Source organism: Paenibacillus sp. FSL H8-0283, assembly GCF_045040675.1.
Taxonomy (GTDB): Bacteria; Bacillota; Bacilli; order Paenibacillales; family Paenibacillaceae; genus Paenibacillus; species Paenibacillus amylolyticus.
The window spans coordinates 3,271,724-3,296,884 of sequence record NZ_CP150295.1 but is presented as its reverse complement, the minus strand read 5'-3'; the positions used below and the strand labels follow the sequence as shown (position 1 = coordinate 3,296,884).

The 25,161-nt window shown below is 42.9% G+C and carries 27 protein-coding genes; 10 read left to right on the top strand and 17 right to left on the bottom strand.

All coding sequences use genetic code 11. The features are described 5' to 3' along the window. Positions 1 to 68 precede the first annotated feature (68 nt). Together MHI52_RS14885 and MHI52_RS14880 are read left to right on the top strand one after the other, a co-directional pair. Complete coding sequence (locus MHI52_RS14885) at positions 69 to 941, top strand: carbohydrate ABC transporter permease (protein ID WP_036670879.1); 873 nt, start codon at positions 69 to 71, stop codon at positions 939 to 941. 1 nt (position 942) lies between these two features. After that, positions 943 to 1,773 (top strand): carbohydrate ABC transporter permease, encoded by an 831-nt coding sequence (locus MHI52_RS14880; RefSeq protein ID WP_017688542.1) that lies wholly within the window; start codon positions 943 to 945, stop codon positions 1,771 to 1,773. Between the two features lie 117 nt (positions 1,774 to 1,890). On the opposite strand, the gene MHI52_RS14875 is transcribed toward MHI52_RS14880, so the two are convergent. After that, entirely contained in the window at positions 1,891 to 2,595 is a 705-nt protein-coding gene (locus tag MHI52_RS14875; RefSeq protein WP_076317917.1) for an SDR family oxidoreductase, read from the bottom strand. 221 nt (positions 2,596 to 2,816) lie between these two features. Continuing rightward, complete coding sequence (gene helD, locus MHI52_RS14870; protein ID WP_405159290.1) at positions 2,817 to 5,231, bottom strand: RNA polymerase recycling motor HelD; 2,415 nt, start codon at positions 5,229 to 5,231, stop codon at positions 2,817 to 2,819. A 367-nt stretch (positions 5,232 to 5,598) separates the two neighbouring features. Between helD and MHI52_RS14865 the strand changes: the two genes are divergently transcribed. The 3 genes from MHI52_RS14865 to MHI52_RS14855 all read left to right on the top strand — a co-directional run bounded on the left by MHI52_RS14865 (position 5,599) and on the right by MHI52_RS14855 (position 8,153). Further along, entirely contained in the window at positions 5,599 to 5,916 is a 318-nt protein-coding gene (locus tag MHI52_RS14865) for a helix-turn-helix domain-containing protein (protein WP_017688544.1), read from the top strand. Between the two features lie 146 nt (positions 5,917 to 6,062). Further along, positions 6,063 to 6,941 (top strand): SDR family oxidoreductase, encoded by an 879-nt coding sequence (locus tag MHI52_RS14860; RefSeq protein WP_282321476.1) that lies wholly within the window; start codon positions 6,063 to 6,065, stop codon positions 6,939 to 6,941. A 231-nt stretch (positions 6,942 to 7,172) separates the two neighbouring features. Next, positions 7,173 to 8,153 carry an aldo/keto reductase gene (locus tag MHI52_RS14855; protein ID WP_036608033.1) on the top strand — a complete coding sequence of 327 codons (981 nt, stop codon included), beginning with the start codon at positions 7,173 to 7,175 and terminating at the stop codon, positions 8,151 to 8,153. Positions 8,154 to 8,228: 75 nt separating this feature from the next. Here the strand turns inward: MHI52_RS14855 and MHI52_RS14850 are convergent, their stop codons facing one another. The 4 genes from MHI52_RS14850 to MHI52_RS14835 form a co-directional block, all read right to left on the bottom strand. Further along, a complete protein-coding gene (locus tag MHI52_RS14850) occupies positions 8,229 to 8,600 on the bottom strand; it encodes an iron chaperone (protein ID WP_047842909.1) in 372 nt (123 codons plus the stop codon). A gap of 267 nt (positions 8,601 to 8,867) precedes the next feature. After that, positions 8,868 to 10,121: a hypothetical protein gene (locus tag MHI52_RS14845; RefSeq protein ID WP_405159289.1), complete on the bottom strand. Its 1,254-nt coding sequence runs from the start codon at positions 10,119 to 10,121 to the stop codon at positions 8,868 to 8,870. 105 nt (positions 10,122 to 10,226) lie between these two features. Next, complete coding sequence (locus MHI52_RS14840; protein WP_127548433.1) at positions 10,227 to 10,700, bottom strand: HIT family protein; 474 nt, start codon at positions 10,698 to 10,700, stop codon at positions 10,227 to 10,229. A 186-nt stretch (positions 10,701 to 10,886) separates the two neighbouring features. Then, on the bottom strand, positions 10,887 to 11,927 hold the full coding sequence (locus MHI52_RS14835; RefSeq protein WP_340029522.1) for an NAD(P)-dependent alcohol dehydrogenase: 1,041 nt from the start codon (positions 11,925 to 11,927) through the stop codon (positions 10,887 to 10,889). 193 nt (positions 11,928 to 12,120) lie between these two features. Here MHI52_RS14835 and MHI52_RS14830 point away from each other — a divergent pair, with 193 nt between their 5' ends. Next, positions 12,121 to 12,534 (top strand): MerR family transcriptional regulator, encoded by a 414-nt coding sequence (locus MHI52_RS14830; RefSeq protein WP_017688550.1) that lies wholly within the window; start codon positions 12,121 to 12,123, stop codon positions 12,532 to 12,534. 99 nt (positions 12,535 to 12,633) lie between these two features. Here the strand turns inward: MHI52_RS14830 and MHI52_RS14825 are convergent, their stop codons facing one another. After that, positions 12,634 to 13,212 carry a TetR/AcrR family transcriptional regulator gene (locus tag MHI52_RS14825; RefSeq protein ID WP_036608044.1) on the bottom strand — a complete coding sequence of 193 codons (579 nt, stop codon included), beginning with the start codon at positions 13,210 to 13,212 and terminating at the stop codon, positions 12,634 to 12,636. Positions 13,213 to 13,501: 289 nt separating this feature from the next. On the opposite strand from MHI52_RS14825, the gene MHI52_RS14820 reads away from it, so the two are divergent. After that, positions 13,502 to 14,425 (top strand): AraC family transcriptional regulator, encoded by a 924-nt coding sequence (locus MHI52_RS14820; protein ID WP_127548429.1) that lies wholly within the window; start codon positions 13,502 to 13,504, stop codon positions 14,423 to 14,425. Between the two features lie 133 nt (positions 14,426 to 14,558). Here the strand turns inward: MHI52_RS14820 and MHI52_RS14815 are convergent, their stop codons facing one another. The 5 genes from MHI52_RS14815 to MHI52_RS14795 all read right to left on the bottom strand — a co-directional run bounded on the left by MHI52_RS14815 (position 14,559) and on the right by MHI52_RS14795 (position 18,482). Continuing rightward, positions 14,559 to 15,581, bottom strand: a complete 1,023-nt coding sequence (locus MHI52_RS14815; protein WP_282321480.1) for an NADH:flavin oxidoreductase/NADH oxidase — start codon at positions 15,579 to 15,581, stop codon at positions 14,559 to 14,561. A 112-nt stretch (positions 15,582 to 15,693) separates the two neighbouring features. Then, entirely contained in the window at positions 15,694 to 16,038 is a 345-nt protein-coding gene (locus tag MHI52_RS14810; protein WP_282321481.1) for a rhodanese-like domain-containing protein, read from the bottom strand. Positions 16,039 to 16,089: 51 nt separating this feature from the next. Continuing rightward, positions 16,090 to 16,734 (bottom strand): SDR family oxidoreductase, encoded by a 645-nt coding sequence (locus MHI52_RS14805; protein WP_036670863.1) that lies wholly within the window; start codon positions 16,732 to 16,734, stop codon positions 16,090 to 16,092. Positions 16,735 to 16,871: 137 nt separating this feature from the next. After that, entirely contained in the window at positions 16,872 to 17,297 is a 426-nt protein-coding gene (locus MHI52_RS14800) for a MarR family winged helix-turn-helix transcriptional regulator (protein WP_017688556.1), read from the bottom strand. Between the two features lie 186 nt (positions 17,298 to 17,483). Continuing rightward, entirely contained in the window at positions 17,484 to 18,482 is a 999-nt protein-coding gene (locus MHI52_RS14795) for an ABC transporter substrate-binding protein (RefSeq protein ID WP_405159288.1), read from the bottom strand. A gap of 240 nt (positions 18,483 to 18,722) precedes the next feature. Between MHI52_RS14795 and MHI52_RS14790 the strand changes: the two genes are divergently transcribed. Then, positions 18,723 to 19,535, top strand: a complete 813-nt coding sequence (locus MHI52_RS14790; protein ID WP_036608062.1) for an undecaprenyl-diphosphate phosphatase — start codon at positions 18,723 to 18,725, stop codon at positions 19,533 to 19,535. Positions 19,536 to 19,622: 87 nt separating this feature from the next. Here MHI52_RS14790 and MHI52_RS14785 read toward each other — a convergent pair whose 3' ends face one another. Together MHI52_RS14785 and MHI52_RS14780 are read right to left on the bottom strand one after the other, a co-directional pair. Continuing rightward, positions 19,623 to 20,801 carry a sugar MFS transporter gene (locus MHI52_RS14785; RefSeq protein WP_253508318.1) on the bottom strand — a complete coding sequence of 393 codons (1,179 nt, stop codon included), beginning with the start codon at positions 20,799 to 20,801 and terminating at the stop codon, positions 19,623 to 19,625. A gap of 144 nt (positions 20,802 to 20,945) precedes the next feature. Then, complete coding sequence (locus tag MHI52_RS14780; RefSeq protein WP_253508316.1) at positions 20,946 to 21,803, bottom strand: arginase family protein; 858 nt, start codon at positions 21,801 to 21,803, stop codon at positions 20,946 to 20,948. Positions 21,804 to 21,908: 105 nt separating this feature from the next. Here MHI52_RS14780 and MHI52_RS14775 point away from each other — a divergent pair, with 105 nt between their 5' ends. After that, positions 21,909 to 22,274 carry a helix-turn-helix domain-containing protein gene (locus MHI52_RS14775; protein WP_253508314.1) on the top strand — a complete coding sequence of 122 codons (366 nt, stop codon included), beginning with the start codon at positions 21,909 to 21,911 and terminating at the stop codon, positions 22,272 to 22,274. A gap of 142 nt (positions 22,275 to 22,416) precedes the next feature. Here MHI52_RS14775 and MHI52_RS14770 read toward each other — a convergent pair whose 3' ends face one another. Next, on the bottom strand, positions 22,417 to 22,887 hold the full coding sequence (locus tag MHI52_RS14770; RefSeq protein ID WP_253508312.1) for a GNAT family N-acetyltransferase: 471 nt from the start codon (positions 22,885 to 22,887) through the stop codon (positions 22,417 to 22,419). Positions 22,888 to 23,105: 218 nt separating this feature from the next. On the opposite strand from MHI52_RS14770, the gene MHI52_RS14765 reads away from it, so the two are divergent. Then, positions 23,106 to 23,771: an MBL fold metallo-hydrolase gene (locus MHI52_RS14765; protein WP_315372467.1), complete on the top strand. Its 666-nt coding sequence runs from the start codon at positions 23,106 to 23,108 to the stop codon at positions 23,769 to 23,771. A 237-nt stretch (positions 23,772 to 24,008) separates the two neighbouring features. Here MHI52_RS14765 and MHI52_RS14760 read toward each other — a convergent pair whose 3' ends face one another. Beyond that, positions 24,009 to 24,632, bottom strand: a complete 624-nt coding sequence (locus MHI52_RS14760; protein ID WP_340020325.1) for a hypothetical protein — start codon at positions 24,630 to 24,632, stop codon at positions 24,009 to 24,011. Between the two features lie 16 nt (positions 24,633 to 24,648). Beyond that, positions 24,649 to 24,996: a DUF3888 domain-containing protein gene (locus tag MHI52_RS14755; protein WP_405159391.1), complete on the bottom strand. Its 348-nt coding sequence runs from the start codon at positions 24,994 to 24,996 to the stop codon at positions 24,649 to 24,651. Between the last annotated feature and the right edge of the window lie 165 nt (positions 24,997 to 25,161).

Here is a 25,161-nt window from a genome sequence, read left to right as displayed (position 1 = left end):
AGAGTGAAATATAAGGCAGCATAACAGGATCGACCGTTATGCTGCCTGGCTATAACGGAGTGTGAGACATGAAAAGGACTAAAAATCTGTACTCGTATTACATGATATTTCCCGCACTGATTATCTACTCCATCTTTTTTGTTGTGCCTGCTCTCGCCGCTTTCTATTATTCGTTCACGGATTGGCGGCTGGACCGGCTGGAGCTGAAGTTCATCGGGTGGGATAATTTCCAGAAAATTTTCTCGGACAAAACGCTTATTCTGGCGCTGAAAAACACGGCGATATTTGCAATCGTCACTGTAGTTGGCAAAAACGTTATCGGCCTATTGCTGGCCGTAGGACTTAACATGCGATTAAGAACAAAGAACCTGCTACGCGCGATCTTCTACTCCCCTTCTATTCTCAGCATCCTTGTGATCAGCATTCTGTTCACTCCCATGTTGCGTACCGAAGGTACAATCAACAATTTGTTGGAATCTGTAGGATTACATTCTTTAAGCCAAGCTTGGCTGACCAACCCATCGATTGTGATCTGGACGATTGCCATCGTCTCGATCTGGCAGAGTGCCGGGTTCCAGATGGCCATCTATCTGGCGGGCCTGCAGTCCATTTCTCAAGAGTATTATGAGGCAGCCAAGATTGATGGCGCAAGTTCGTGGAGAAGTTTTTTCAAAATCACACTTCCACTCTTGCTGCCCGCGATTAACATTAACCTGATGCTGACATTGATCGGTGGACTCAAAGTATTCTCCGAAGTATATGTCATGACCGGTGGTGGCCCGGGTAACGCTTCCCAGGTCGTAGGTACGATCATTCTGCGATCTTTCGGCGAAGGCAACTGGGGACTTGGTACCGCGGTCAACACACTTCTCTTCGTGGTCGTTACCATTATTGCTATACCGCTATTGATCTTCATGCGGCGTAAGGAGGTTACGGAATAACATGGGCTATACACGCAAACTCGCCATCCGCAACTATATCGTGGAAGGTTTCCTGATTCTGGCCTCTCTTATCGTTCTGTTGCCGCTTGTCATTCTGATCTTTGGTTCATTCAAAACCAGTGCCGAAGTGCTTAGTTTCTCCCTGAGTTTTCCGGAAACATGGCAGTTCTCGAACTATGTTCGTGTCTTCCAGGAAGGCGGACTGTCGCGAGCGTTCTTCAACAGCATTTTGATTACTGGCGTATCTTCCATCATTAATATCGTTGCCTCTTCGGCAGCGGCATTCATTCTGGCACGTCGGGAAACCAAACTATCCGGCACGATCTACATGTATTTCTTCATGGGACTGATTGCGCCAATGTCGATTATTACGACCATACGGGTTGTACAGGGATTGGGATTCTACGGCAGCATCACAAGTGTCATCCTGATCTACGCCGCGTTAAATACAGCCTTCAGTGTATTCTTGTATAGTGGATTCATCAAAACCATTCCACGAGCGCTGGACGAAGTGGCATTTCTGGAAGGAGCAAGTGTGTTCGGGGTGTTCTTCCGCATCGTCACACCGCTCATCCTGCCCGTTAACGCAACGGTAGCGATCATGGTGTTCATGTCCGTCTGGAATGACATTACAATTCCGGTGTACTTCCTGACAGACAGTTCCACATGGACGATGCCACTGTCGATCTACAATTTCTACGGCAAATATAGCCGGGACTGGAACCTGATCTTCGCCAATCTCGTGCTTACTTCCCTGCCTGTATTCATCCTGTATCTATTCGGGCAAAAATATATCGTCAGCGGCCTTACTGCCGGTGCAGTTAAAGGTTAAACCTCATATTCTCACCGTTCTTGAAGGAATGGAATTAGAGAATTCATGACAGACTTAACCCCCACCAGATCTGGCGGGGGTTGTTTTATTTATAGCGAGAAATGTATCTACACCTCTCTATTTTTGAAACAATTGCGGGTAAAGGGCAGCAACACCACCAGCAAGACCCTGTTGTACATTCCGACTGGTATCATCAGCAATAATCTCGTAGAGATCCGCTTCGATGGAATCTATTGCAATTTTGGCAATATCCGTTGGGCTCGTTTTTGGTGCATCGATACCTGCCGTCATATCCGTATCCATGAACGCCACGTGCAATCCGGCAACGCTAACGTTCTTAGGGGCTAATTCGAGACGTAATGCATTCGTAATTCCCCACTGAGCGGATTTTGCAGCTGAATATGCACCTGAGTTACCAAGGCTGAGCCAAGATAGAGCAGACAGAATATTCAGTATCGAACCGCCCCCATTCTTCTCTATTACCGGTGCAAACGCACGAATCATTGAAAGCGTACCGAATACATGTGTATTGAATTCCAAGTGAATATCGTTCAGCTCACCTCTGAGCAGAGAAGCACCCGTAGCGGAACCAGCATTATTAATTAGAAGGGTTACATCACTAGCTACCTCAGCTGCAGCCATGACAGATTGTGGATCCGTAATATCGAGTTGCAGTGGAATAGCCCCGGGCAGATCAATGGATTCAGGGTTTCGCGCCCCAGCATACACTTTGGTTCCCCTCGCCAGCAGTTCAAGAGCAAGTTCCTTACCCAACCCTCGATTAGCCCCACTTACAATAGCAACTTGTTTGGAAATATTCATTTATTATTACTCCCTCTCATTGAGAATGTATTCATTTTCGAGTTGTTATGGGAACGATCATTCTCATAATCTCTAATAACAATCTATCACATCGGGAACGATCAGTAAAGAATAACTTTTATGATTCATGTCTTTAATAAAAGAAGATGCCCGATAACCTTTGAAATAAGGCTCCGAGCATCTTTCTTTGGTCCTTTATTGAAAACGGATTTACATATGAATTACGTTCTTATGTCATATAGATTCGCAGGGAACGCCTGCACAAATGGTGACCAGTCACTCACTGTATATAGATGAAGTCGGTGCATGGCCCGTGTGCATGCCGTATACAGAAGCTTGCGATCATATTCCTGGCTGTAAGCAACGGGTGAAGCATCATAGACCAGGACAGCATCGAACTCAACGCCTTTGGCGAGATACACAGGAATAACCATGATTCCTTTTTCGAAAATCTGTGTGTCCTTTGTTATGAGCTGCAACCCTTCGCCGCCTTGACTTTGCAACCTTTCATAGGCGTCACGGCTTTCAGCCGCGGTTTTCGTAATCACAGCGATGGAATCGAACCCCTCCGCCTTAAGCGCGGCGATGTCTGCGAGAATCTGCGCACCACGCAGCTTTTCGTCCTTCAATCCTGTTAAAAGAGGCTTCTGATCTCCCCTTTCAAACGGTCTAATCTCTTCTCCCCCTGGTAACATCTGTCTCGTGAATTCAACAATCTCTTTGGTTGAACGATAACTGCGTACGAGCCGTATCAAAGTAGTTTCGCCTTCTCCGTAAAGGTGAACCAGTGGCGAGTTGGATGCTGCCAAATCCGTAGCCTGCATAAAGATGGCTTGCCCGAAATCCCCCAGCACCGTCATGCGGGCACGAGGAAACAGTTTCTTGAGATATTCGTATTGAAACGCCGAATAATCCTGGCCTTCATCGACAAAGACATAACGAATCTCTGTGTTCGTCCGTACGCCTTCGATCATCTCTTTTACATATAAATACGGAGTAGCATCCTCATGGAACAGCTTGTTCTGAAGGATCATGGCCTTGGTCTGTTTACAAATCTCAGGCCAGTGCTGTGGGGGGATTGCCCCATTCGTTTGTTCCTGATAAGCGGATTCATCTATAAATAGTTGTTCGTATATACCTTTCACATCCACGAACTGGAATTTCCGCACACTCTTTCTTAAAGGTTTAAACATGTCTTTCACCAGTTTCTGACGAAGCAGCTCCTCTTCTCGCACTGCAAAGTTAAAGGCACCCTCATCTTGCACTGCGCTGTCATTACCGTTATCTCGTGCTGCGTATTTTTCCGCTACATCGAACACAGGCTTTTCTTTGTGCAACATGCGGAAAGCTTCCACATACTCATCCGTGTCCAGATAATTCAACTCCTCCAGAACCCAGTCTGCTTCCCGTTCCAGACGTTCCAGCGAAACAAGTTCTCTCAGCAACCATTCCTGCAAAAGAAGTATACGGTTGGACAAGGTAAGATTCTGATCCAAACTGTAAAATTGGGTCTTGATTTGGTCTGAACTGATGAATTCACGTCCCCGAAATTGAATGCCGTTAAACCGCATCCCCTCTCTTCCTAACCACTTACCGTAGTTTTGGAGCACTTGCAGGAATGTCTCGGAAGCTTTGTACTTGATCGCCTCCATACGAGCTTCATATCCCGGATCATTCTGAGCTGTCAGCACATATTCAATCTGATCAAAGGCATCCTCTGGTTGGATGGAGGAATCCAGCCAATAATTCAGATATTCCTGGAAAGTCGTCTGCTGCATATTCTCTTCCCCAAGTTCCGGGAGCACAGTCGAGATATAACTGGTAAACATCGGATTCGGCGAGAAAAGTACAATCTGATCTGCTTTAACTGTCTGGCGGTGTTTATATAGTAAGTAAGCGACTCGCTGTAACGCAGCCGACGTCTTGCCACTGCCAGCTGCCCCCTGAACGATAAGCATTCGGCTTCGGTCATCACGGATGATGGCGTTTTGTTCCTTCTGGATAGTTGCTACAATACTCTTCATTTGTGAGTCTGCACCATTGGCGAGCACTTGCTGCAACAATTCGTCACCAATCGTCTCAGTTGAATCAAACATGCTATGAAGTTGCCCATGTTGAATCTGGAATTGACGCTTGAGCTCCATCTTTCCTTCGATTCGTCCTGAAGGTGTGTCATAACTTGCTGGCCCGGGAGAGTGATCATAGTACAGACTCGCAATTGGCGTACGCCAGTCATAGATTAGAAAGTTCAAACCATCTTCATCCATGAAGGATGATACGCCGATGTAGATCTGTTCAGTCAATGTCATGCCTTTTTCCTTATAGTCGAAACGGCCAAAATACGGCGTTGGAAGCAGTCTCTTTGTATTTTTCCATTGTTGTGTTAACAGCTTGTGCCCGCGCTCCCTCTCGGCCAACACTCTCGACTGCTGATTAATGGTATAGAATGCATCTTCAAAATCCGTGTACGAACCCGTATTAATCGTTACTTCTTCCCAGAACCGTTTACGTATTTCGGCAGCCTGTTCATGCAGTCCGGCAACCTTCGGTTCTAACTCGTCGAGTCGTGCCTGAAGTTTGTTCCTCACCTGCACTAGTCTTTCCTCTTCCAACTTCCATTCGTTTGTTTTATCCATGAATGAGTCCACTCCCTTTTCCATTTATTAGGACCAAAAAAAGAGCATTGACAAATCGGAATGTCGGATGTAAAATTAAATTAGGAGAAATAATGATTCAACCTTTACATTCAATATAAATGTCAATTGCGCTATAGATTATATCATGGCTTTTTTTCACGTTCAATGCTTTTTTTCGTTCTGTCTGAGTTGAACAATAATTTATATTATATAAGGTGTCCCTCGAGCTACACTGGGGCATCTTTTTTTGTGTCCTGGGCATGGTTCATACCCTGAATGCGCTGTAAGCTATACACCCCTTTATAAATTCGATAAAATGAACGAAACATGAAACATGAGTTGATGCTTTTGGGAGGGATACATAAATATGAATATAGAACCTGTGGAGGACCGGTGTCCTGTTGAGTTTGCAGTCAATATGATTGGTGGGAAATGGAAGTTATTAATTATAAATCGTCTCATCCGCCATTCAACAATTCGATTCAATGAATTACAGAAAATGCTGGACCCCATTACGCATCGCACGTTAACCAGGCAATTACGAGAACTTGAAGAAGCTGGTTTGATAAACCGTGTTACCCACCCTGTAGTTCCGCCTAAAGTCGAATATTCCCTTACAGAAAAAGGACAAAGCCTGACTTCGATCTTGTTTCAGTTAGGTGATTGGGGATCGAAACATATGTAAAACGCCTTCCCATAGTATCCCAAGGGATACTTTATATCATTAATGTGCGTACTTACGCTCCTATTCTAAATCCGTTATGCTGAGGTCAATGCTGAGTGTTAACTCATTCATTCCAATCACATATTGAAAGGAAGTTATTGACCACTATGACACAGAATGATCGATTTTTAGTATATGGGGCATCGGGCTCCCAAGGCGGCGCTGTCGCTCAATTACTCGTTCAACAAGGTTGTGAGGTTCGCACGATTACTCGAAATGAGGCAACAGCCAAAACACTAAAGGAACAAAACATTGAAGCTTTCATCGGGGATCTATCAGATGTGGAACAGCTTCATACGGCGCATGAAGGTGTAAGTAAAGTCTTCCTGAACCTGCCGGTGGAGTTCAATTCGGATAAGATCAGACAATATACCAAAAATGCAATTGATGCTGCTATACAGGCAAACGTTAAATTGATTGTAGTTAACACGGGTACCTATGTTCCTGACCCTATCACCCATTCCAAAGGAATTGAATTGAAACGTGAAGTTATCCATGAATTGCAGCAAAGTGGTCTTCCATATATCATTGTGGAACCCATTGTATACTTGGAAAACTTCCTGATTCCCGGAATACTGAACAATGGCGTTTTGGCCTACCCGGTACCAGCAGACAGGCCGATCTCCTGGATTAGCTTAAACGATGCAGCTCAATTCCACTATTATGCCTTGACTCATTCGGAATTGGCAGGAAGCATTATCCCAGCACCCGGATTAGAAGCCCTGACAGGTGAACAATTAGCGGAACAATTCAGTGCTGTATTAGGTGAAAAGATCAGCTTCATGTCTCTACCTTTTGATCATTTTGAAGCAGCGATTCAGCCTTTGTTGGGAAGTGAGACAGCAGCAGGTCTTAAAGGATTGTACCAATGGATTGATGGGCATACAGATCTTCTTCCACGGTATGAAGAGTTAGATGATAATATCAAAGCCAATCTTAAATTAACCAAAATAAGCGATTGGATTCATCAAACAATGATTAAATAATATTTTATGAACAAGCCATTTGAATCTCCAACGGAGAAACGAGTGGCTTGTTCTTTTTATATGAGAACTTTAATGGGCTCAACTGATTCAAATTCAGAGACTCTGATAGGATTAGGCAAAACTTTGATAGAAATGTGGTACAGGTTGTTCCCTTCGTTATGACATAATAATGTGTATATAGATCACCCTACAGGTGGCAATAATAAACATTAGAAAGGATTTGAACATGACATGGAATATACTAAACTTGGTAATACAGGCTTGGACGTATCTCGATTTTGCCTAGGATGTATGGGATTTGGGGATGCCAGTAAATGGGTTCATGAATGGGTACTGAATGAAGAAAATTCTCGCCCGGTGATAAAGAAAGCGCTGGATCTAGGCATTAATTTCTTCGATACAGCGAATGTATACTCTCTGGGTACAAGCGAGGAGTATCTTGGTCGGGCGTTAAAAGATTATGCAAATCGGGATGAGGTTGTCATTGCTACCAAAGTACACGGACAAATGCATCAAGGACCCAACGGTTCTGGTCTTTCCAGAAAAGCCATCCTGAGTGAGATTGATAAAAGCCTGAAACGATTGGAAACCGATTATGTGGATCTGTATATCATCCATCGTTGGGACTACAATACGCCTATTGAAGAAACCATGGAAGCCTTACATGATGTGGTGAAGTCCGGTAAAGTGAGATATATTGGCGCTTCGGCCATGTTTGCATGGCAGTTCCAAAAAGCATTACATGTAGCAGAGAAAAATGGTTGGACCAAGTTTGTCTCCATGCAAAACCACCTGAATCTCATCTACCGTGAAGAGGAACGAGAAATGTTGCCTTTATGCAAGGAAGAAAAGATTGGTGTGACTCCCTACAGTCCTCTTGCTTCAGGCAGGTTAACCCGTGACTGGTCCGTATCAACACTGCGATCCGAGACAGACAAAATTCAGAAATCCAAGTACAATGCGACAAGTGATGCGGATCGGCTTGTTGTTGAACGAGTTGCATCCATTGCAGAAAAATACGGTGTCCCTCGTACACACATTGCACTTGCGTGGTTGCTGCAAAAAGACACTGTAGCGGCTCCAATTATCGGTGCCACCAAAATATCGCATCTGGAAGATGCTGTAGGTGCTCTTTCCGTTAAGTTGACCTCAGAAGACGTCTCATTCCTTGAAGAGCCTTATGTACCTCACCCCGTAGTAGGTGCTCAATAATCGCTTAAGCTTAAAGTACAGAAGACCTCCTCTTTCCGCATCCGGAAGTTGGGGGTCTTCTTTTTATATCGCGATTTATTTACGCCAGAATGTTGAACATTCTGCCTTATCCGCTATATTGAACTCAATCATTCTCTCAAGTAACGAAAAATCAATCTCCTGTTTCCACTTCATCCGCACCAACTCTTTGGTGTGATCATAACCCGCCTGTGTGATCTCTTCCGAAAAACGATTAATTCCTGCCTTCTCGGGAGCAACAGCCAAGTGTTGCTTGGATACACTAAAGCCAATAATAAAGGTCTCATGGTCGGTAAACATCGGTTGATTCCAGGCTATTTTTTGTTTTAAATTCGGGAATTTTTCAGTGACCCAGTTCAAAACTTCTTCCGTTCGTGCCTGGTGTTCCGGGTTATCGATGCGTGCTATAAATTCTGCAAAGGTCTCCATTAGTTCCCCCCTATATCATGAAATATACTACTTATATTGTCCAATTCAAACTCATTCTATCATGAATATCAAATTCATAAACACCTGTCGGTTGTTTTAATACAAAAAGAATTTGTAACAACAAAGTTCTCTTTAATAGGCGTTTTTTACGTTGTATTCAACAGTTTAAGAAATTTAAGATTGGATTGCAAACCTGCTTCCAAATATATTGAACCTTCATAGAATATAAAAAGCCGTTGATTGTTGTTATCAACGGCACTCCAACTATTATTTAGTTACCTTGTATTTAATCAGATTATATCGGTGGTCGCTAATCACGGTGCGATAGACCACATTTTCGGACGAGTCATATGCAAAGTTACTCTTATGCACATCATCTAAAACAAAGTATTTACTAAGTATAATGTCTCCATTATCTTTCATTAAGGTATACCTCTCTCCCCATTTGTCATCAATGGTCCCAAAGCTAGTATACTCAATATAGCTATCGTTTCGATAGGATCTCATTAAACCATTAAAATTAAGCTCTCCTTCATACGTACGAGAAAACAGCTTTTTGAAGTTATGATCATATAAAGTGATAATGTGTTCAGATTTGTTATCAATTAATAGTTTACTTCCGGTTGAATGCATAGAAATATTCGTGTTTCTATCAAGCACGGTGTCCCATTTGAGTTTACCATTAACTCCATAGGCCATTAATTTCTGTCCACCATATGAATTGGATCTTGCATATTCTACAATTAGTGTACCGCCATTTAGTTGATGATAACCCGCAACGTAGAAACCACCAAACTTTTTGGAGTTAATCGTAAATAACGGCTTTTTCAAAGAGGTTACATCTTTAAAAACCTCGATTTTATTCTCACCTACAAAATGGAGTACATAACCAGAAGTCAGTACTTCAGTTTTATAACCTAACACAGTCTCGCTTGTCGTTATTCCTTTGGAATTTAGTGTGATAGAACGGGACTGATTTTTAAGACTATCCGTTTGTTGCAGAACAATTCCATTTTTATACGGATAGATATTTGAGAAACTTAAATCCTTCTTTTCGAATAAACGCTTTCCTTTTGCATCTAAACTAAGAATGTTGAACGTTTTCCCGTGATTAGTAGAATACTGATAAAATATATTACCGCTCTCGTTATAAAACCATGTATGATTCAACGGATAAAAGTTTTTCACTTTATTTTTGATGTCATACGTCCAGGCAAGTTTCCCTGTCTTAATATTTATCGTATATAGGCTGAAGTTATTACCAGACACAGTGGCGGGGTTTAACATAACAAGCTGAGCAAGACGATTAATATGGTCTTGTGGAGTGTAACCTAGTTCAAAGCTCAGATAATCAATTTCTTTAGGAAAAGTATGTACCCATTCCTGCTGTAGCCCTCCGTGCTCCTCTAAGCTTAATTCGGTGAATTCTGCGTACATCTGATTTGTACTGGCTAAATACAATGTGAAAACTACGAAAATTGCTATCAACCTTTTAGATATCTTACCTTTCAATACTGGCACAGCCCTTCTCTTATCTTATGATTTTTTCGTTACAAAGAATATCCTAATGTAGCTTACTTCTGATCAAATATAACATAGGGTCTCAGATTCATCTCCTTCTAGACCTTAAATGTTTTCCTTTATCCAAGAACGCAACTTATCCGCATAGAAAGCGCGTTCATCTGGATCGGACTGCGAACCGTTTGTCAGATAAAGTTGATCATTTACGTATCTAGGGTAAACATGGAGATGATAATGCCAGACGTCTTGATTGCCAGCAGGTTCATTATGTTGCCGTGTCGAAATCCCATCACATTCATATGTACTTTTCATTGCAAATGCTGTAAGCTGAGCCGCGAGGTGAATTTCAACAGCGTAATCCGCAGGGAGTTCAAAGATGTTCTCGAAATGTTGATTCGGAACAATAAGAACATGTCCTTTGTTGTTTGGCCACCATTTGCCCGCTATAAATGCCGTTACCATTTCATTCTGATAGATGATATCCCTTTGTTTTGTTCCCTGATCAGGTCGCTCGATACCCCAAATACGACAAAATGGACATTCGTACCCTTCAGGCTGATGTGAAAATGATACTGTCATCTTTCTCATTCCACTCCTTTCATGTTTACTTCACTAGTTATTAGACGCAGGTATCTTCTGTTCGTTGCGAAAAGAGCACGGGTTGTAGAATGATCAGCAATTAACAAACTGAAAAGCAAAAAGCAGCTGACCTTGGCGGCAGCTGCTTTTTTCTATCTTTAACTATCACTATTGCACACTTCACAATTACATGGTGCTGATATCAATAACAAAGCGATATTTCACGTCGGAAGCCAGTACACGTTTGTAAGCTTCGTCAATCTGGTCAGCGGAGATGACCTCAATGTTAGGTGCAATATCATGTTCTGCACAGAAATCAAGCATTTCCTGTGTCTCACGAATGCCACCAATCATGGAACCCGCGAATGAACGGCGATGGCCGATGAGTGAGAATACGTTAACAGCTAAAGGCTCTGCAGGAGCACCCACGTTCACCAGAGTACCATCCAGTGTGAGCAGTGAGAAATAAGCGTTAATGTCAATATTCGCACTTACCGTGTTAATCATCAGATCAAATGTGCCTGCAAGTTTCTCGAATGTTTCCGGTTCACTTGTGGCAAAGTAGTGATCTGCACCAAATTGCAGTCCATCTTCTTTTTTGCTCAAGGATTGGGAGAGAACCGTTACTTCGGCACCCATCGCATGTGCAATTTTGACAGCCATATGACCTAGACCACCCATACCTACAACGGCAACCTTCTTACCTGGGCCAGCTCCCCAGTGATGAAGTGGTGAATACGTCGTAATACCGGCACACAGCAAAGGTGCAGCAGCATCAAGTGCAATGTTATCAGGGATGCGAACGACGAAATTCTCTACGACAACAATATGAGTTGAATATCCACCTTGCGTAGGCTCACCGTATTTGTCTACACCAGCGTAAGTAGGAATATTTCCTTTGAGACAGTATTGCTCTTCACCTTTGCGGCAGTTATCACACTCGCCACAAGAGTCAACCATACATCCGACTCCTACTCGATCACCGACTTTATATTTGGAGACCCCTGTTCCTACATCGGTTACAATCCCGGCAATCTCGTGTCCAGGAACAAGTGGATAATTCACAGGGCCCCATTCACCGTGGGCAGTATGGATGTCAGAATGGCAGATACCGGCATATTTAATCTCGATTAATACATCATTAGTATCCAGATCACGTCGTTTAATTTCAGCACTTCTGAATTGTTGGTCTGGTCCGTCAACGGCTCTGGCTTTAGCTATAATCAATGGGATAACCTCCTAGTAATTTAAAGTTCAAAATAATCTTACCCCCTCTAGTTAACTCTAGGTCAAATGTTTATCTTATTTTTTTTATCTCCAATGTACTTTGACATCCAGTAATCCAACATGTTAGAATTCACTCGGATCAATCCTAGAGCTAACTCGAAGTCTACCCCTAGTAGAAAGGAATTCATTCTAAATGACCTATTCAATCGGTGAAGTTGCCAAAAAATTAGACCTTACGGTATATACATTGCGTTACTACGACAAGGAAGGACTCATGCCTTTTGTGGAACGTACCACGAGTGGAACACGTTTGTTCAAAGACTCCGACATTGACTTTCTAAAGATCATCCAATGTCTGAAGCTGACCGGCATGCCTATTAAAGACATTAAGGACTTTATTGAATGGTGCTCTGAGGGGGACTCCTCGCTGAAGCAAAGATATGACATGTTTACGGAGCGAAAAGCTATTGTGGAAGCACAAATGGAGGAACTAAGAAGAACCATGGAAGTCATCGAGCACAAACGCTCCTACTACGAAACAGCTTTGGAGGCTGGGACCGAAGAGATTCACAAAATTAAACCGATGGAAAATGCCATCACCAATTGATGGTTCATGCTTTCTATTTTCTAAAATTAGCGCAAAAAAAAAGTAGCTTGAAGTCCTCTAACGGATTTCAAGCTACTTTTTTGGGTATGTCTCTACTCATCATTTTTCCAAAAGTTTCATCGTTACATGGATAATACGGTTTAATTTTTCCTTATCCGTCGAGGTTCTTGCCATGGCTCTAATGCCGACAGAAATATTGTGCAGGTACTCTGCCATTTCCTTTGCATCATGATCAGAGGAGAATTCTCCCTCCCGCTGCCCCCATTGAATGAGTTGCTCAAACATCTGCTCTGCTTCATTAAATGAATCAAGAGATCGCGTATCCACGTCCGGATCGCGTGTGCCTAGCTCTACGGCGGAGTTCACGATCAAGCATCCCGATGGCGTATCCTCTACTTCACTGATCATAACTTCGAAGATTTTATGCAGTGCTTCCACTGCCGTCTTGGATGCCTTGATTTCTGCAAGTAATGTGGTGCTGACCTTACCTCTGTAACGATCCATTGCCTGCAAAAACAGCGAATGTTTGTCGTCAAATGTATCATATATACTTCTGCGATGAATTCCCATATGCTCAACCAGGTCACTCATCGACGTTTTCTCGTAACCTTGTTCCCAGAAGATCTTCATTGCTTTATCCAATACTTCATTCACTTCAAACTCTTTACTTCTAGCCATTCGACTTCCCTCCCAAAATCAATCTAACACATCGGGAACGATCAGTAAATAAAAGATGCAGATACCCTTCTCATTCTCATCTTAGCATGTATTAGCTGAACCGTAAGTGTATATCTTCTGTACTTGTTGTATATCATGACCTGTGTACTTGTGATTATGTAACCAGCAATCAGAATGTCTTATCCATTCACATCAAATGTTTGCCTATTCCTATCCGTTTTCTACCGCCTTCGGTCAATATACGATAGAATGTGATTATTATGTTGTGAGGAAAAAAGGAGAACTTTGCATGTCTGATCAAATACATGAACAACAAAACGAATTAGCCACACTCATTGATCGTTATTCTGACAAGGATGGGGTACATCCTACGGCAATCCCTTCATTATTTCTAATCCGTGAATCGGTCGTTACTGAACCTATATTTAGAGTGAATGAACCATCCTTTTGCATTATCGTTCAGGGTGAAAAAGAGGTCCTGCTGGGACAGGATCGTTTCCGGTATGGTCCAGGAAGTTATATCGTGGCAACCGTTGACTTGCCGGTTAGTGGACAAGTAATTCAAGCCTCGTCTGAGGCTCCCTATCTGGCCCTGAAGCTTGAATTCACATCCAGTGAGATTCTGGAGGTATTGAACCATTCCGATTTCCCAGCAAGACCGCGGAAAACAACGAGACGTGCGATGTTTGTCAGCCAAGCTGAGCCGTCTCTGCTGGATGCAGTCGTCAGATTAGCACGTTTGTTGGAAGATCATTCGGAAGATATCCCACTACTCGCACCTTTGTTCAAAAAGGAAATTCTCTATAAAGTTCTGAAAGGCCCACATGGGATTGCACTAGAACAAGCTACCATGGAAGGCAGCCATACCTATCGAATCAGAAACGTTATTGAATATATTATGAATCACTCTGAGCAAAATTTTCGGGTTGAGGAATTGGCGGATTTGGCAAATATGAGTACTGCCTCGCTACACAGACACTTTAAAGAAGTGACTGCCATGAGTCCGATTCAGTTTCAAAAACAATTGAGGCTGCAAGAAGCGCGCCGCTTGTTATTATCCAAGTCCACCGATGCAGCAGATGTAGCATTTCAGGTAGGTTACGAGAGCCCTTCCCAATTCAGCCGTGAATATTCTCGCATGTTCGGATTTCCGCCCAGAGAAGATATTAAACGCTTGAGAGGCGGAAGCGATGAGCCGACTACCATCTCTTGACTGGTTACTGGCTGATATCGTTCCTTTACCTTGTCTAGTTTAACCTCAAAAAGGACTCCTTCTGTTTTATTAGAGGAGTCCTTTCTTATTTCTGTATTAATGAAGATCATTTAATCGTTAAATTATTAATACATTAAAAACCAGTTGTATATTGTTTTGGAACGTCCGTTGTCTTGCGCAAAGCAGTCGCAGCTTCCAAGGCCCAGTAAGGATTTCTTAACAGACCTCTGCCGACTGCAACGAGATCGGCTTCTTCATTTCCGATGACTGCATTCGCCAACGTAGGATCATCGAGTCTTCCAACAGCGATCACGGGCACATCAAGAGTCTCTTTGATTGCTTTAGCGAGAGGCACTTGATAAGCTGCGTGAGTTCCTGGTCTGCCCCATGCAGCAATAGGTCCCTCGCCACCAGATGAGATGTCAAATACGTCAACGCCTGCCTCTTTATATGCCTTGGCAAACTCGGAACTTTCGTTAATGCCATAGCCACCTTCGACGTATTCCTTAGCCGAAATACGCATCATCAAAGGCATATCTTCGGGCATCTCTGCCTTTGCAGCCTGAATGATCTCCCGGCCAAATAACGTTAAATCTTGACCATATTCGTCTTCTCGCTTGTTTGTTAGTGGAGAATGGAATTGATGAATTAAGTAACCATGTGCACCATGAAGCTCAATCGCATCAAAACCAGCTTTTACAGCACGAGCTACAGCACTCCGGAATTTTTCAACCATTCCTTTTACTTCGTCCGTTGTAAGCGCTCGAGGTTGCTTGGAATTCTCATCAAAGGCGATCGCGGACGGAGCAACTGGAACTTCGGCATCTTCTGCTTTGCGGCCCGCATGAGCAATCTGAATGCCAACCTTGGCCCCATAACTGTGACACGCATCTACGATCCGCTTCAGAGCTGGGATCTGTTCATCTGACCATAACCCAAGATCATAATCTGAGATCCGGCCATCCGGCTCCACATCTGTCATTTCAATGATAATGAGACCTGTTCCTCCCACGGCACGACTAACGTAGTGCATATAATGCCAATCTGTTGCAATACCATCTTTTTGCTCAACTGAATATTGGCACATTGGAGCCATTACAACACGGTTTTTAAGCTCTAGGCTTTTAAAAGAATATGGACTAAACAAATCTGTCATCAAAATAAAACTCCCCTTTTCATGAATCATGTCTAATAAAAATGCATGCGCAAGCATCAAATCAATGCCTACAATTAATAACTCCGTATGATTTAGAACTCACATATATCTTTTACTTCATCACATAAAGACTTTCAAATCCATGCTTTTGCAAAATACGAACAGCCTTTTTGGATTGAAGCATACCAGGTGACATTATAATTACGTTATCTTCTCGAAGAAGGTATTTTTCCCATGTGAAAGCAAGACGCCCCAATGAGATGTTAATCGTATCCGGAGTAGGATTAGCCATATAATCCGTCGCATCTCGAATATCAATCACTTTATACTGCCGAAAATCACGCTCTTGTCTGAGAAATACTTGATAATCTATATATTCAAGATTGCGCACTGGCCAAAATTGACGTACAACGATGAAGATACCTAATATGAAGGTCAAAAGCATCAACATAATCATTGTATAGCCCTCTCTTAACTCATCAGATATCGTCGAAAATTTTGTTTCGGATCAGAGCCCACTCAATGCCTCAGATATTGTATCCTCACCAGCGATTAGATCAAATGAACGCTTGTAGGTATTCTTCTCACTCAAACTGGCCAAAATCACATGAGCTACATCTTCACGAGCTATGTTACCGGTTGTTATATTCTCAGCAACAGTAACTTTACCTGTTCCCGGTTCATTCATTAGAATCCCTGGACGTATAATGGTATATGTTAATCCACTGATCTCTAACAATTTATCAGCATAGTGTTTCGCTGCATAATATGGAAGGATGTTATCATGCCAGTTCTCACGATTATTGGCTTGGATCGCACTCACCATGATAAATCGATCAATACCCGCTTTTTGAGCCGCTTCAATGGTTTTCCCGGCACCATCCAGATCAATCAGGAGTGTTTTATCATATCCCGTTGTACCGCCAGAACCAGCCGCAAATACAATGGCATCACAACCCGTTGCAGCAGCTACAAGTGAGTCAACCGTACCTTCCAAGTCGGCAAGCACCGTTTCCACACCCTGTGCTGCAAATGAATCTACCTGTTCTTGTTTTCGTACCATGGCAAGAACGGTGTGTTCTTCACTATTCTTCAAAAGATGAATAAGCTGTTGACCAATCTGTCCATTTGATCCCACGACGAACACCTTCATGTTCAATACCTCCTTTATACAAAATCACCGCACCCATATTAAATTCATGCGCATGCATTTAATTTAACGGATATATTAATGAGTGTCAAGTCTTCTTATAGGGTAAATGACTACATTACCCTATATTTCCCCTAGCCTTAGAACAATTCTTTAGTGAGGTTCTCTAATCGAGTCTCAAATCCATCCTGTTCCAATTCAGTTTGCAAGACCTGATTAAACGTTTGAAGTGCTTTCTTGTATTTATTCTCTCCAAGCTCCGTAATACGAGTGTAAATGCCACGTCGGTCATCTTCACATGCATGTCTTTCCAGAGCCCCACAGTCTTTGGCTTCCATCCTAACGACGAGCCTGGAAGTAGCACTTTGGCTCAAGCCTACTAGTTCTTGAAGTTGCTGTAGGCGTAATTCCTTACCCTCCGCATTATATATGAAGTTTAACACATAAAATTCCTTCAAAGATAAGTCATATTGTTGAAGCAGAGCTTGTTCCAGCTTCTCGTTCAGATGGGTATGAATGTTAGAGAAAGCCAACCAAACATTCAAACGTTCACTCTTTTGCTGCAATCTAGATCACCCCACTTGATATTTAATTTTCATCAGCTGTTATCCTATTGTATCAAGCTTAATTACATTGGTCAAAACCCATCCAAGTTCGACGTATATAACATCCTAAGCTCATAAGAAGAGCATTTCCCCGTCTTGTACCGACGTTTAGAAATGCTCCAGTATTACCATTTATGCAGTCTAATCTTACTTCGCGGTAAGCAGGCTATCGGAAATAAATTGAAGCTGACCTTCCAACGTTAACGGATCGTTGTACGAGTCTGAAGTTGGATCAAGCTGGAACACATGATTTGCCTTCACCGCAGGCAAGTTCTTCCATAATGTATTGTCATATACGATCTTGGGATCGGTTGTATCTCCCGACCACGGGCTGGTGAAGATGATATCCCCCGCATACTCCGGTAATAGTTCCATGGAGATTGAAGCCCATCCAGTTCCGCTGTCAATCGCTTCAGCTTGGGCCTTGGCTGGTGCCTTGAGATCAAACTCCCCGTAAATAATTTCACCACCTCGACCATAGTTATGACCGAATACAAATAATCCTTTGGCGTATGGATTCAGTATGGAAACAGTACGATCGCCTACAGCTTCCTGAACCTTGGGCTTCAGTTCGTTGATCTTCGCTTCCCATTTAGCATTCCAAGCTTTCGCTGCGTCTTCTCTATTGGTGAGCTTACCCATTTCAAGCATTAGATCCTTGAAATTGCGCTTACCATATGCAATCTGTACAACAGGCGCAATCTGCTCCAGCTTGTCGATGCCCTCTGTTCCAGTGTACACGATAAATAAGTCAGGTTTTAAACTGATTAGTTTCTCTGGTGTAGGCTCTTGACCCAGATCACTGGTGCCCGCTGCTGCAAGTTGATCCTTGATATATTTGTTGTTCATCGCTCCTGATAAAGCGCCGACTACCGGTGCATCCAAGGTAACAAAGTAGCCTGTCGAAAATGATGTCAAATCAATAATACGCTTAGGATTCTTCGGTACCTGTACTTCGCCTGCATCCGATTGATATGTAACAAGTTCCTCTTCGGCAGTTGCCGTTGATTCAGCGGAAGAAGCTGAATCCGAGTCCGTCTTGGTTTCTGTTTCCGTAGCCGCATTCGTGCTGTCCCCGTTTGTACTATTGGTCGTAGCAGACTGACCACATGCACTAAGTACAATCAGCAAGATAAGTGCCATCATGATCCATATTGATTTTATCTGTTTACACAAAATAAACCCACCTTTTCGTTGATATTGATAATCGTTATCAACGATATCATGCTATGCAGGATTTGACAAGCTATGTTTACTTCACCCCCTCTATGAACTCTAACTTGCAAGTCACCAAGTTAAACAGCTATCATCAATAGAGTAAACCATTCACTTTTTTTAAAAAAGAGAGTTTTGAAAAGCCAATGAAACGTAATCAAGGAGGACAACATGGAAGAGATTATATTGTGGTTAAAGTATTTGTTTTTAGGTATTGTTCAAGGTGCGACGGAGCCAATCCCCGTCTCCTCAAGCGGTCATCTGATCATCGCCCAGAAACTTATGGGCATCAAGCAGAATGGATTGTCATTTGAGATTTTAACAAACACAGCATCACTTATCGCTATTATTTTTATTTTCCGGGAAGATATCAAAAAGTTGATTATTGGTGCATTAGGTTACCTGCGTACTCGTAAAGAAGAATATCGAGCAGACTTCATGTTTTGCTTATACATAATTATTGGTACGATCCCTGCTGCTGTCGTTGCAGTCCTGTTCAAGGACCGGATTGAAGAAATCTTCTCATCCGTATATACCGTTTCCATCGCGCTATTAATCACCGGGGTTGCCTTGTGGCTTATTCGTAATCTTCGTGGTCGCAAGCAAGACGGTGATCTGTCTACGAAAGATGCATTGTTGGTAGGTCTGGCTCAGGCGGTCGCTCTTATTCCGGGGATTAGCCGCTCAGGGGCAACTGTAATTGCGTCCATCGCTGTTGGCATGAAACAGGAAACAGCTTTGAAGTTCTCCTTTATGCTGTACATTCCCATCAGTATTGGCGGACTTATCATGGGGGTATCCGACATTGCCAATGATCCGAATCGATCACAACTGGCTATCCCTTATCTGATCGCATTCATCACGACACTCTTTGTCACGTATTTCTCCATGAGATGGTTTATGGGCATTATGGCCAAAGGCAATCTGAAATACTTTTCGTATTACTGTTTTGCTGCAGGAACATTGTTACTGATCTTCTTATAAAAAATAGTCTACACACCAAAAGGAACAACCAGCGATGGTTGTTCCTTTGTTGTATAGTGGCAGAACCTTAATGACCTATAGCAAGAGCTAGACGGTCAGGCGCGTAGCCTTGTTGCTTCTGTTAACCAGCTCTGTAGCCGCGAACATAACACTGAACAGAATCAGCAGGATCAGGGGTACCATTGACATTCCCCATTGGCTGGCTAGGAGTCCCATACCTAACGGGATGAGTGTTGAACCTGTATAGGCACTGGCCATTTCAAGTCCAATTACACTTGGGGATGCCTTCTCACCGAAGCGTTCCGGTGTCGCATGAACAATACTCGGATAGATCGGTGCTCCGCCCAATCCCACGATAAATAAAGCCCCTGCGGCAATCCAGTAAGGAATCGGCATAACCAGGATAACTAATCCGAAGCATCCGACGATTCCACCATATCTGATGAGATTTTTGCTGGATACATGAGTCGAAAGAAAGCCTGAGATTACACGGCCCAAGATAATGCCAATGAAAAATAGAGAGGATAGTGCTGCGGCAGTGCCTGGGGAAACTCCTTTGCTTCCGATGAAGAATGAAGCCATCCACAGACCGGCAGCAGTTTCGGAACCGTTGTAACAGAGCATCGCAATCATCGACATTTTCACGCCGGGGATACGTAAGGCCTCACGGTTGCTTACGCGTTTCTTCTCATCGCCTGAACCCTCTACTCTTCCCTTCTCAAAAATCTTCCATAGAGACAAAGTTGATAATAAGACCACCACGATCCCAAGCAAAATCAACGCCACAGTAACGTATCCTGCACGCCAGTTGTTTGCTTGATTCAGCCAATATGCCATAACGAGTGGGCCTGTCACTGCGCCAATTCCCCAGAAACAATGCAACCAGTTCATATGCTTGGCCTTGAAATGCAATGCTACATAATTACTTAGTGCCGCATCCACCGAACCTGCACCTAAGCCGAGAGGGATCGCCAGAATCAGTAAAAACACAAAATTCTCAGAAAATGAGAATCCCAACAGCGCGATCGTTGTTGAGAGGATACTGAATACTGTGACTTTACCCGTTCCGAACCGGTGTAACAATCGGCTGGCCGTTAGACTGGACACTACTGTACTAAATGAAATGATTAGCGATATGTAACCAGCCATTTCTGTTGTCGCATGTATATCGTTTTTCATAACGGACCAGGCACTGCCAAGTAAAGCATCAGGTAATCCCAGCCCTATAAATGCGAGATAAATAATGATTAACAATAACGTGACCATCTGGGTGTCTCTCCTCAGTTTGTTTAATTTCTGATTCTCGTCGAACCACCCATATAATAATATTGATATTTCTATCTGTAATCTTCCTATATTTTGACTCCTTATATCAGTATTCTGATATATTCTGGCGACTTATTACCTATATCACTGGTTCAGGATAGGTATTTCTCCAAGCAAATTCTTCAAGTTAATGGCATCCCACGGCATATGCTCAGTTATCCCTAATCCAACTACATCTGTTTCTTCAGACAGTTCTTTGATCAGACGAAGCAAGTGAGGTATTTGCATGGTTCCCGCTGGTGAAAAAACATAAGGTTCCCCTGGTTTAGCGAATAACAATGAACGGAACATGTTAGGATCAAGCACATCCAGATCAAGATGAATTGCCAGGTGTTTGATACCAGTCTCTTTAATCCACTTCTTAATCGAATCCATGCCATGGGTTAATTCTTCAGTTCCAGCCGTTCGGATACCCAATCTTTGAATCAGTTCGGTTTCCTGTTCCGTGGGGGTTGTCAACCCGGCCATGAAGACATGTTCGGGCTTCAAGGGGACACTCACATGTTTGGCAAACTCCGGATCGCCTTCCCCAAGAAGGTTTCCGAGCGGTAAAGTATGACCGTTGTCATAGCCCTCGTATCTAACCAGATCACCATGTGCATCAATCCATATCAAACCAAGTTCTCCGCCATATCGTGCATTTAAATAAGCAAACGGGGCTTGTTCAACCAAACAGTCACCGCCAAACATGACAATGCGATCGGGCTGGTGAGCTTGAATAATATGCTGGGCAGCCTGCAATTGCTGAAGTAGATGTGTTCTGCCCTTTATCCCGTTCTCGCTTACCAGAGATGTTCCATCATAAGCCTCAACAGGAACATGAATGAGAGGTTGATCATTGTCAGGTGCAAGCCATGCAAGCAGCTCCGCTCCAAAAGAGTAGTTAGGATTATCTCCACCTTGCCATTGTGGCATAAGCAGACGTATTGTTTTTTGAGTCATCGTAAATCTCCTTTACTTCAAAGTAAGGTTAGTATAAACTGAGCCCAAACAAATAAATAGTACGGTCTTTTATGATAGGTACTACCCGGAAGGATAGTGTAAATGATGAGTATGGCTGAATACCACGGTAAAGTTAAAAACATTCAAGATACCCCTTTTGGATATACGTTGTCTGTTATTGGTGGTAAATGGAAAATGGTGATTTTGTATCTTCTGGCAGAAAACCCACCTGTCCGTTTCAATGAACTAAAAAGACAGATCGGCGCTATCACGTATAAAACGCTGAGTTCACAACTCAAAGAATTAGAAGCAGATGGTATGGTCGAACGGAAAGAGTATCCCCAAGTCCCTCCTAAAGTCGAGTACCGTCTGACAGCCAAAGCTGAAACGTTATTGCCCGTTTTGGAAGGACTATGCGAATGGGGTATCCAACATCAGGAACCTTCGATCAATAATAGCGCAATGGATTGAACGCTTTTGTCTATATTTTCAGATGAGATAATTGGAGTAAATGCAGCATGTTAAAATGCAAAAAGTCGCCAATCGGCGACTTTTTTACTTTTATCTTGTGTTCCTCTGTACGTTCAGCAAATAAAAGCTGTGATTCGTAGAATTATACTTTTTCGTGTACCAGATCTTTCTGATAGGCCAACACTCTGTCCCAATTGCCACTGAAAACAGGAATTCGATAATACCCTACACGCTCATACAGCGCTGCAGCTTCTGGTTGCAATGGACCTGTTTGCAGTTTCAGATTGGTATAACCAAGTTCGTTCGCAAGACGCTCTGCCTCGGCCAATATAGCCTGGGCAATCCCCTTACGGCGGTAACCATTGCGTGTATACATGCGTTTAACTTCTACAGATGTTTCATCAAGGGGTCTAAGTGCTCCGCAACCAACCGGATACCCGTCGATCCTGGCAACGATAAAAGCCGCACGGGGCACCTCAACGTCTGACAGTTGAAATCCTGCAGTTCCATCACCACCATATAACAAACCGAGTTCTTCACTCAGTTCCTTGATCAATAGTAGCGATTCCTCGCTCCGAATATCTTCAGCTGCTGCATGCACGATATGTGTCATTCCACATACCCCCTTTATCTTATTGGACTTATTGGTTTAAATGATATATCTAAATTATCATTCCCAACAGCAAGCGTCAATCCCCCCATTCATTGAATATTTCTATAAGTACACCCTATAAACACCCCAACGTATCTTTTTGCAGTCTTTATTCGTTTACATAAGAAATATAACGAGCAACGATGTATATGAAATTCAACTCTCGGAGGTCTGATATTATGGAAATTTCAAAGGGAATAACGATGCTTCAGCTTGATTTTGAGGGGAATATAATTCACCCTGTGTTGCTATGGGATGAAGAAATGGTTGTGTTAATTGATACCGGATTCCCTGGACAATATGACGATTTGTGTATCGCACTCGAAAAGATTGGTGTGCCGATCAGCCAACTTAAAGCAGTGATTTTGACGCATCAGGATGTGGACCATATTGGGTGTCTTCCCGAGATTTTGCAGGAGTGTGGCTCACAAGTCAAGATATATGCGCATGAGCTGGATAAACCATATATTGAGGGGCAGCTCCCTCTTCTCAAAGATGGTCACCTTGAACATCCTCCAATGGGAAAAGTAGATGAAACGGTTACTGATGGTCAGGAACTGCCGTTTTGCGGTGGAATTCGCGTTATTCATACACCTGGTCATACGCCAGGTCATATCAGTCTATATTTGATGGACAGCAAGACGCTCATCGCCGGAGATTCAATGTACAGTGTAGACGGCATGCTTGGAGGCATTCATGAACCTACTACGCTGGATACAGAGACTGCTCGAATCTCTTTGAAAAAGTATATCGAACTCGACATTTCATCTGTGGTTTGTTATCACGGAGGACTAACTCATAGGAATGTAAATGAACAGATCTCAGAGCTATATAAAATGAACTAACGAATATTTACACTGGACACTCCGATGACAGAACAACCTTCCGATCGCTGTTATCCCCAGATTTTTTTATTCCGTCTTTAAAAGGGGAAATCCGAGGATAGCGCATGCTTCCGATGTAGCTTTCTTGCAGAAAGCTTGTAGGCGAACGCTCTGCTTCTTAATAATATTTCAATTGGTTGTTTAGCGAATAAATCCTGTATATGCCACTATAATTCTCTATAATTATGCATAGTCTTCCTATTGTTTGGCATACTGCAAAATGGCTGTAGCCGCACGGATTCGCAGCTCTTCTTCTTCACTGTGTAACGCTTCTCTCAGCACATTAAGAGCTGTTTGAATCGTGGCTTCATCTACCCCTGTTGAGAGAGAGTTCGTTGCTTCGGCTGTTATGCTGACTGCAAGACCTCGATCCAGCTGTGCTTGTGATATAGGATACTCAAATTTCGCAAGGATGGCTGAATCATTTTGCAGTGCCTGCACTCTGTCATTCAGCTCAGCGAGAGGAATACGACCCAACCATGTAACTCCCCGACGGTGACAGATCAAGTCGTTTTCTGTGCCAGCGGAATCGTCGTAATAATAATCCCCGATATCCCCAACATACGTCCATTCATCATCGCTAATTAATACATAATCTCCATCCTGCATGAGGTTACCAAACATATGTAGTGTCGCGAGTGTGCTCGCCAATTCTGCTTCATCCAAGGGATAGTGTTGAACCAACTGTTCCTTCCATAGCTCCGGAGGCGTTTGCTCTAGATCCCCTGTACCTGACCAAGCAATACCAATATAATTGTCTTCCAAAAAGGATGTTACCCTGTTGATTCCGTGCACGGTGGACTGGATATGATACAGATTCATGCGTACCGCCTTCCTTTCAATCATTCGTATGAACATAGCTCACCATTGTAACATTAGTGGGGTCTATTTCAAACGTAATAATCTCTTTCCCATATGGCGGGTTATGTGGACCGTAAAACGTTCTGACTTCCAGAACCGTTCGAAAATTATAACCACCTTTTGTGCGCCTTTTAAGTTCCAATACATGGATATCATATAGCCCATAGCTAGGGACCGGCATATGATTTGCCTGATAATAGTTGGTAATCTCATGGTAAATGTATGGGTTGAGCATCGTAAGTGCTAATGGCTTATAGTTTCCTTCCTGTTCGCTCTCAGGATCTGCATATGTAACATCTGTGTATAGGGAAATACTATTTATCATTAATGTTGTTGCAAGTATAAAGTGAAAAAGACGTTTCTGAATTACCATACTCATCAACCTTTTTTAATTTCTATTATTCCGAGTGAATGCAAAAGCATACAAAATATGATTATGATCTAGTATTTATCCTTAGCTGAGTTGGAAGGTTATTCTGTCATCGGAGTG